Genomic DNA, 7,691 nt, shown 5'->3' with positions numbered 1-7,691 from the left:
ATAAATATTACATGCTTTTCAGCCCATCATTATCATGGCTAGTAAACAGCAAAGGCGACTCTCTGCCAGAGTGCTGCACTCCATTGGAAAGCGGTAATACGTAAGAAGCCACTAATCCACACAATTCTATGGGTTTCCCCCGGCTCACAAGAAATTGTGAGCCATTTTAGTCTGCCAATTACCACCAATCCTAAACGATAATCTTACACAGGCTTTTGAACCTTATAGTTCAAATGTTAATATAGTTGGCTGAGGGAGTTTGATATCACGGCGATAAAGGAAAAGTTTTGAACACTAAAAGTAGAATTCAGTGGTGGCCATGGTTGGCGGTATACGCAATGGTTGTCTTGCTATTGGCTGGGTGCTCAAACAAATCCAATCGTGACTACACCAAACTGCCAAAAGGCAGTTATAACGATAAATCGTATACTGTTAAGTCAGGTGACACACTTTATTTTATTGCATGGATCAGTGATAGCGAAGTGAGTGACCTTGCCCGCATCAACAGGCTCCGCCACCCCTATAGACTTGAGGTTGGGCAAAAACTTCAGCTCAGCGGTGCTGCTGCGTCCGGGCGGCTAACATCAACGAAGCGTAAATCCTCAAATACTGTACTCGCTGCATCGACACCACCACCGGGTGCGAATCGATGCTGGCGCTGGCCGACTAATGGCCAAATAATATCGCGCTACTCCACCGCCGACAGTGGTAATAAAGGCATTGATATTACGGCTAAACGTGGGCAACCAATCTACGCGTCGGCCAAAGGGCGAGTTGTGTATGTCGGGAATCAGTTACGTGGTTATGGCAACCTGATAATGATTAAACACGGTGAGGATTTCATCACCGCTTATGCCCATAACGACACCATGCTAGTGAATATTGCTCAAGATGTAAAAGCGGGGCAAAAAATAGCCACCATGGGCAGCACCGGAACAGACACGATAATGTTGCATTTCCAAATCCGTTACCGGGCAACCGCACTTGATCCACTACGCTATCTGCCACCACAAGGGGCAGCGCCTAAGTGTTAGCAGACCACGGTGTAAGTAGTCGTCAAGTGTTTTAGCGGTATCAAATAAGCAAAAGGCTCCTGTTCAGGAGCCTTGTTTTATTCTTCAGCACTTGAGGCTATCGTTACGCCAGTACTTCTTTCACGAAAGCTTTAATCTCTTCAACTTGGCAGTTATCAAAGAAGCACTGCTGGAAACGTGCACCGCTTACTGCGGTTTTCACTAATTCACGGTCAATAGAGCGCAGTGTATCGAGATAGTTTTCTTTCACTACCGCAGCTTTCACTTGGTTCAAAATACCCGCATTACGTACCTGCGGCTCTTTACGATCCAGCGGGTAACCTTCCCCCTTCACGCCAGTAAACGCTTTTTCAAAGATATAACGCACATTTAATTCAGCACCCCAGCCAAAACCTTTGGCGAATGGCAGTGACAATGCATTACCGTTATTGATCTGAGCAAACAGGAAAGCGTCAGCAGGATCGATGCAATATCCACATACAACACCTGGATGGATGTTTAATGACATCATTGCGCCTTGGCCTGTACCACAGCCAGTAACCACAAAATCCACTGCTTTAGAATTGAGCAGAATGCTGGCCATGATCCCCAGATGAATATAAGTCAGGTGATGGTCGTTTTCATCACTCATGCCCACGTTGTATACCGGGTACGCTTTTTCCGAGGCTACAGCATTCAGCTCTTTCAGAATTATGGCGTTTTTAGTTGCCTGACTGTTTTCCATCATCAGTGCAATTTTCATTATGTTCTCTCCTTTGCGCCAATGAGCTGTGGCCCATTGGGTGTGATAGTTAGACTTGACTGTGCAGAACATAGCACTCTAAAAACAAAATTTCAATTTTAATGAAAAGATGTTTTATAAATATCACATTTTGAGATTTAGTCGCTATGCATCCTACCGGATAACCATAAAAATTGCGGGTGTATGTAGCTGTGTGCGTCACTCATCTGCGACGAATACAAAATCAAATGGGTCAATGTTTGGCCTACCGACCCAAATGCTCGCTTGAATAACAGACAAAAAGACCATGCGGATGCATGGTCTTCTCTTACTGGAAATAATCGACAACACTAACTTTAGTGATGCAACATCTCGTGAACTATTTCATCTTTGCCTAATGTGATTGGATAAAACGTTGGCCAGTTATCCATTTCTTTAAGCAATGCTTCATGCGACTCATTGCTCGTGTAAATATGAAAATGATGGGATTTTTGTGGTTCTATTATATGGTCACTGAATTGGACAAATTTTGGTGCTTGTGAGTTAGCATCTTTACATTCGAATAAATAGCGTACTCCCTTCTTCCCAGAGTCATAGTGCATTATTTTAAAGCCAGAGTAGCTATACTTACATGAATTAACGGCATCTGAGGTGTGAAAATCAATAGTGTTATTCTCTATACCAATCATAGTGATATCAGTATGGTAGCCCCGGCGGTAATACTCTCGGTATTCTGTAAGCGTTTTATCTTTATTTTTTTTCGCTTTATTAACGAGTACCGAATCCAGATCCCCTTTTAATAGATAGGGATTAACCGATTGCCAGACCCCATCCCAATCACTCAGCCCCCTATCCTTAACATCTTTGTCTGCAAAGATGCCTTCACTTGCCGTGCGTGCAGTATCCGATTGATGGTGCTCATGTGAGTGGCTATGTTTACCGTGCGCAAATGATTTAAAACTGATCAATGAAACACAAACACTCAATGCAATTATGGATAGGTAGTTATATTTTTTAGACATCAATAGCTCCTTGTTGAATAGCACAAGTGTAATGTTATACTATTACATATGTGCTAATCAATAGACGCTTGCACAGTAGGCCACCAGATATTAGCTGCCGTCGCTGAGGCCGAGCATCGACCTATCCTGGAGAAGGCAAATGGCGGTTGTGCCGCTGCAATGACTACCAAAATTAAGTCAGGGCGAAAACCACAAATGAAATCAGACATGACTATTATTCTTATTAACAAAAAAGCGGGTTATGGCAAAACCGGGATGTCGAGAACCCCTGATTTCCGTTTAGAGAAGAAAGTTAAGGCCGCTATTTAGGCTTACATTGCCTCTAGTTCTTTCTGAGTTCGTCGACAGTACGCAAAAGCTAGCGGTCGAATAACTTTATGGGGCAGACGCCAAACGTCGGGCAGCTTCTATGACAGAGGATCTCCGTCTGGCATGTTCTTCTGCGCTATCTGGTCCCGTTAACATGCGCGCGACCTGTGGAACGGCAGACCACCATCCGGCCAAGGCTAACACCAAAAAAGCCAGATGATCTGCCCCAATGGCTTGGGTAACTATTCCCTCGCGCTGCCCATCGCTCACGGCCTGAATCTTGTATCCATAGTATTCGCGTCGCTGTTCTTCGTCCGGCACCTCATCACTGAATATCAACCCTTCCCAGCGCATGAGCCGACTCAGTTCAGGATTGTCGAGGTGATAATCGTAAGCACGGCCAGCGTAATCGCCAATATCTTCAACCGCAAAGGATGTAATGGGCAACGCCGATGCCACCTTGGCCAACTCACTACGTAATACGGCTGAGAACAGCGCTCGCTTATCGCCAAAGTAATTATAAACACGCTCCTTGTTTACCCCGGCCAACTTGGCAACCCGCTCAAGGGTAGTGCCATCGGGTCCGAGTCGGGCGAATTCGGTCATCGCCGCGTCCAGAATTTTGCGTTTCGTCCCTTCAGTATCCCAAGCCATTTTTCTTCTCTCTCATTTATGGGTTGTTGCTATCACGTAATCATACTATAGTTATTTCCAACTAAAACGTTGGAGTTGTAATTTTACTTTATAATCGGAGTCTGAACTATGAAAAACACCATCCTCATCTGTGGATATGGCCCGGGTATTTCCCATGCAGTCGCTCACCGTTTTGGTAAGGCGGGTCATCCCGTAGCCTTGATTGCGCGCAATGCTCAGCGTCTCGCTGATGCGGTAACGGAATTGACCGCCGAAGGCATCCAGGCTCGCGCTTTCCCAGCCGATCTGAGCGATAGTAAAGCGATTCGACATGCCGTCACGGACGTACATGAGATAATGGGGCCTATAGGTATCCTGCACTGGAACGTTTTTCTCGATATCGAAGGTGACCTGCTGTCCACTCAGCCCGCAGATCTGAGCAAGAGTTTCGATCTCCGCGTTGTTGGCTACATCACTGCCGTACAAGAGAGCATGAACGACCTTGCGGCATCAAAAGGTACCGTACTGGTTACCAGCGGCGTCATGGCGCTCGATGACCCACAAATCAATGCGTTCGCCATCGATTATGCTGCGATTGCCATCAGCGTTGCAGCTCAACGTAAAACGACCCATATTCTGGCGCATACCCTCGCGTCACATGACATTCATGTCGGTGAGGTGATCGTCAACGGCTTCGTTGAGGGAACACCGGGCGGTGTGGGTAAAAGTGATACCGTCGCACCAATGGACATCGCTGACCAATTCTGGGAACTGCATACTGCACGTCAGGTACATTCCGTCATCGTTGGGGGTGCTGTACCGATATCGGAAGCAGGGTTCCATGGCTGAAAATACGCAAGTCTCAGGCTTGGCTGATGAGACCTTCAGCAAGCCCCCTCACCTCGGGCCAGCTCATTACGCGAGTGGGCCGGGTGTCACGCTACTGGTCGCGGTCGCCCTGTTGGTGCTGACCCAGCTTTACCTGGCAATCCCTTTGCTGACGTACGTCGGTCACTCTTTCAGTCCGGCAACACCGGGGGCCGTCTCGTTCGCGCTGGCCACTTGTTTCAGCCTGGCCTATGCTGGCGGGTTCCTGCTCTGGGGGCCGTTATCGGATCAGTATGGTCGTCGGCCAGTGATGCTGATGGGGCTGAGCGCCCTGTCGATTGCCACACTTGCCTGCGCCTTCGTGCCTTCGCTGCCATGGTTGGCGGGACTTCGGATGTTACAGGGGCTGGCTGCGTCCAGTTTTGCCCCCGTAGCACTGGCCTATCTTGCGGAAGCGGTGCCGACACGTCACCGAGCAACCGCCATCGGGGCCATGTCTACGTCTTTCCTCGTGGCGGGTATCCTTGGGCAAGTGTTCGCGGCCTGGGTGGCGTTACGATGGGATTGGTTCTGGGTATTTCTGATCACAGGAGGCGGTCTTGTGGTCATGCTTCCATTAATTGCGTTGATGATAAAGGAACCGGCACGCACTATCGTTGAGGGTCATCTGGGCCATCGTTTCGTGGCATTGGGCAAGATTGCCGTGCGGCCTGCCATTCTGCTGCTGTCATTTGCACACATCACACTTCTCCTGTCTTTCGTTGCGATGTATACGGCGTTGGGGCCGCATCTGGCGGGCTTGAACCTTTCTCCTGCCACAGTCATTGCACTGCGCCTGGTTGGATTGCCAGGGATGTTCATGGCGTTGCTGGTCGGGCCGCTTGCTGCTCGGATCGGGATGCCGGGCGTTGCGGGAGCAGGTTATCTGGTTGCGGCCGTGGGCTTGGCCCTAGAGGCTGTGTTAGCGCAATCGCTGACTGGTATTGCCATTGGGAGTCTGGTCTTCGTGGTCGGCGTCGCTCTCGCTATCCCGGCAATGATCACCCAGTTTGGTGATCTGGCGGTACCTAACCGCGCCGCGGGCATGGCCCTCAATGGTTTTGTCCTGTTTATCGGTGCCAGCATCGGTCCATTTATCCTGTCCTGGGTGCCCGGCTTCGTCCCGCTATTGGTGGGGCTTGCGGTGGCACTTTTACTGGCCACTGTCTGCGTTGCGGGCAGTGCATCGCTTGCTTCATCCACGAGGAAATCATGAATTCTATCTGTTTTTCGCTCTCTTCAGTCCTGACTTCCTGCCGTTGGATCCTGGTGTTCCGCATCAGTCTAGGGCTTACCACTGCTCTGTCTGCTTTCGCGTTGCAAACAGCCTCCGGTGCGGTTGGAGATAACCCGATCAGCATCCCAGATACTCATCATCAAACCAGTCAGCGTCCGGTCACTCTGGATGGTCAGCCCGCCGCACTCAGCCGTTACGAGAGGCGCGATGAGCGCAATGCCTTCCTGGAGGGAGAACACTTTAGTACGGTGATCGCCGCCGATGGCACACTCAAGGGTTTTGCCAACATCTCGCTCGACCTGGTGGGAAAACCGTTACCGCCTGGTGAGCGCGCTGAGCAGATTGCGGCAGAGTTCTTGCGTAAGGCTGCGCCCGACTTGCTGACCAGCCTGGGGAGAGCGTCTGTTACTCTCCATGATGAACCTATTCGCTTATCACACGCAGGCCGTAACGAGACCGTTCAACTCACCGGTTTAAAATTCAAGGCACGCAATCTGGCTGATGGGCGTTGGTTCTGGGTCATCATCGGTAGCGATGAGAAACCGATGCTGTTCGAGCGCGATCTGGAATGGGCAACCCTGCTCGCTCGCCGCAAAACGGAACAATGGCTGCATGACCGATGGATAAAGGCACAAGATGCCCAACAGATCAGTAAACCAAGCCGTTGGAGTTTGCCATGGACTCATTAACTCAGATTGTTCTTGGCAGCAGTGTCGCCGCACTTGTCGTCCCCCCGCATCATCGACGCCAGGCAATACTGGCGGGTGGAGTACTTGGTACTTTGCCCGATCTGGACGTGCTCTGGTTCAAAGTGTTCAGCAGTGATGTGGTTACAGAAGTGACCTGGCACCGTGGTCCATCGCATTCACTCTTGATGCTAACGTTGTTGGGATTGCTGCTTTGGCTCTTACTCAAGTCTCGCAGTTCGCTGGTTCGAGGTGCCCCGTTGCGGTGGCTGTTGGCGATCTGGCTGGCCCTGATAACACATCCGTTGCTGGATGCCTTTACCGTCTACGGTACGCAGGTGTTATGGCCCATGAAGACCCCACCCGTCATGTGGGCGACAATCTTCGTCATTGATCCGTTGTATACAGTGCCGTTGCTGATAGGGGTTATGGCTGCCTGGCAGCTTTCACCACATAAAACTGAGCAGCAAACGAGTGGCTCAGGCCGAGACAGGGCGGCACGCAATTGGTTGGTAGCAGGCTTGCTCGTGAGCTCGGCCTACCTGGCTTGGAGTGTTGCCGCCAAATCTCTGGTTGACCGGGTAGCCTCGCCAAGCCTGGCTGTTCTGAACTTGCAGAATGCCCCGCGTTTTTCTACACCGCTTCCGTTCAACACGCTGGTTTGGCGGGTGATTGTGATGGTACCGGATGGCTACTGGCTCGGTGACCGGTCCCTTGTCGCGGATCGGGGAGCGATGCAATTTACTTTTCACGAAAGCGACAACCAGGCGTTGGCGCAGTTGACATCCGTACCGCAGTTGAAACGTCTATTGTGGTTCACACATGGGTTTATCGCCGCTCACGCTCAGCGACGTGAGGATGGCGAGCTTCGGCTAACCCTTGCAGATCTGCGAATGGGGTTAGAGCCCGATTATTTTTTCCGCTATGACATTGCTGGCATAGATGAAGGTGGCCACTGGGCAGCAGCAGCAGAAATTACCCAATTGCCTGAGTCGGGTGATACCGCCAAGATGCTAAGCTGGGTGTGGAGGCGTATTTATGACAGTAAAGCAACGCCGTGAGTGACAAATGGCATTGTAATACTCTAGAACAAGGTTAATTAATTTATTGGATTATTTTCGCTAAACGGTGACTATCTGTAAGCCAATGCATTAGTAAATACTGATATATCATCCTATAAAA

The 7,691-nt window shown here is 50.1% G+C and carries 8 protein-coding genes; 5 read left to right on the top strand and 3 right to left on the bottom strand.

Going from position 1 to position 7,691, the window contains the following annotated elements:
• Positions 1-305 precede the first annotated feature (305 nt).
• Positions 306-1,034 carry an amidase activator ActS gene (gene actS / locus V2A85_RS20420; RefSeq protein ID WP_420072215.1) on the top strand — a complete coding sequence of 243 codons (729 nt, stop codon included), beginning with the start codon at positions 306-308 and terminating at the stop codon, positions 1,032-1,034.
• 103 nt (positions 1,035-1,137) lie between these two features.
• Here actS and V2A85_RS20415 read toward each other — a convergent pair whose 3' ends face one another.
• The 3 genes from V2A85_RS20415 to V2A85_RS20405 form a co-directional block, all read right to left on the bottom strand.
• Entirely contained in the window at positions 1,138-1,776 is a 639-nt protein-coding gene (locus tag V2A85_RS20415) for an RpiB/LacA/LacB family sugar-phosphate isomerase (protein WP_005185124.1), read from the bottom strand.
• 335 nt (positions 1,777-2,111) lie between these two features.
• Positions 2,112-2,777, bottom strand: a complete 666-nt coding sequence (zinT, locus tag V2A85_RS20410; RefSeq protein ID WP_420072214.1) for a metal-binding protein ZinT — start codon at positions 2,775-2,777, stop codon at positions 2,112-2,114.
• Between the two features lie 375 nt (positions 2,778-3,152).
• Positions 3,153-3,740, bottom strand: coding sequence for a TetR family transcriptional regulator (locus V2A85_RS20405; RefSeq protein WP_042569675.1), 588 nt, complete (start codon positions 3,738-3,740; stop codon positions 3,153-3,155).
• Positions 3,741-3,848: 108 nt separating this feature from the next.
• Between V2A85_RS20405 and V2A85_RS20400 the strand changes: the two genes are divergently transcribed.
• The 4 genes from V2A85_RS20400 to V2A85_RS20385 are packed head-to-tail and all read left to right on the top strand — an operon-like array spanning position 3,849 to position 7,570.
• A complete protein-coding gene (locus V2A85_RS20400; RefSeq protein WP_420072213.1) occupies positions 3,849-4,568 on the top strand; it encodes an SDR family NAD(P)-dependent oxidoreductase in 720 nt (239 codons plus the stop codon).
• Positions 4,561-5,802 carry an MFS transporter gene (locus V2A85_RS20395; RefSeq protein WP_420072212.1) on the top strand — a complete coding sequence of 414 codons (1,242 nt, stop codon included), beginning with the start codon at positions 4,561-4,563 and terminating at the stop codon, positions 5,800-5,802. The genes V2A85_RS20400 and V2A85_RS20395 overlap by 8 nt, the downstream gene beginning before the upstream one ends.
• Entirely contained in the window at positions 5,799-6,512 is a 714-nt protein-coding gene (locus V2A85_RS20390) for a hypothetical protein (RefSeq protein WP_420072211.1), read from the top strand. Before V2A85_RS20395 ends, V2A85_RS20390 begins: the two co-directional genes overlap by 4 nt.
• Entirely contained in the window at positions 6,500-7,570 is a 1,071-nt protein-coding gene (locus tag V2A85_RS20385) for a metal-dependent hydrolase (protein ID WP_372558869.1), read from the top strand. The genes V2A85_RS20390 and V2A85_RS20385 overlap by 13 nt, the downstream gene beginning before the upstream one ends.
• Positions 7,571-7,691: the final 121 nt, after the last annotated feature.

It is taken from the genome of Yersinia sp. 1252 StPb PI, assembly GCF_048593885.1.
GTDB classification, from domain to species: domain Bacteria; phylum Pseudomonadota; class Gammaproteobacteria; order Enterobacterales; family Enterobacteriaceae; genus Yersinia; species Yersinia enterocolitica_E.
The sequence above is the reverse complement of the archived record's forward strand: the minus strand, read 5'-3'. Positions and strand labels throughout refer to the sequence as shown.

Coding starts and splice junctions, on each gene's coding strand:
- V2A85_RS20405 (WP_042569675.1), bottom strand. CDS start 3,740: ATGGCTTGGGATACTGAAGGGACGAAACGCAAAATTCTGGACGCGGCG.
- V2A85_RS20385 (WP_372558869.1), top strand. CDS start 6,500: ATGGACTCATTAACTCAGATTGTTCTTGGCAGCAGTGTCGCCGCACTT.
- V2A85_RS20390 (WP_420072211.1), top strand. CDS start 5,799: ATGAATTCTATCTGTTTTTCGCTCTCTTCAGTCCTGACTTCCTGCCGT.
- V2A85_RS20415 (WP_005185124.1), bottom strand. CDS start 1,776: ATGAAAATTGCACTGATGATGGAAAACAGTCAGGCAACTAAAAACGCC.
- V2A85_RS20395 (WP_420072212.1), top strand. CDS start 4,561: ATGGCTGAAAATACGCAAGTCTCAGGCTTGGCTGATGAGACCTTCAGC.
- V2A85_RS20400 (WP_420072213.1), top strand. CDS start 3,849: ATGAAAAACACCATCCTCATCTGTGGATATGGCCCGGGTATTTCCCAT.
- zinT (WP_420072214.1), bottom strand. CDS start 2,777: ATGTCTAAAAAATATAACTACCTATCCATAATTGCATTGAGTGTTTGT.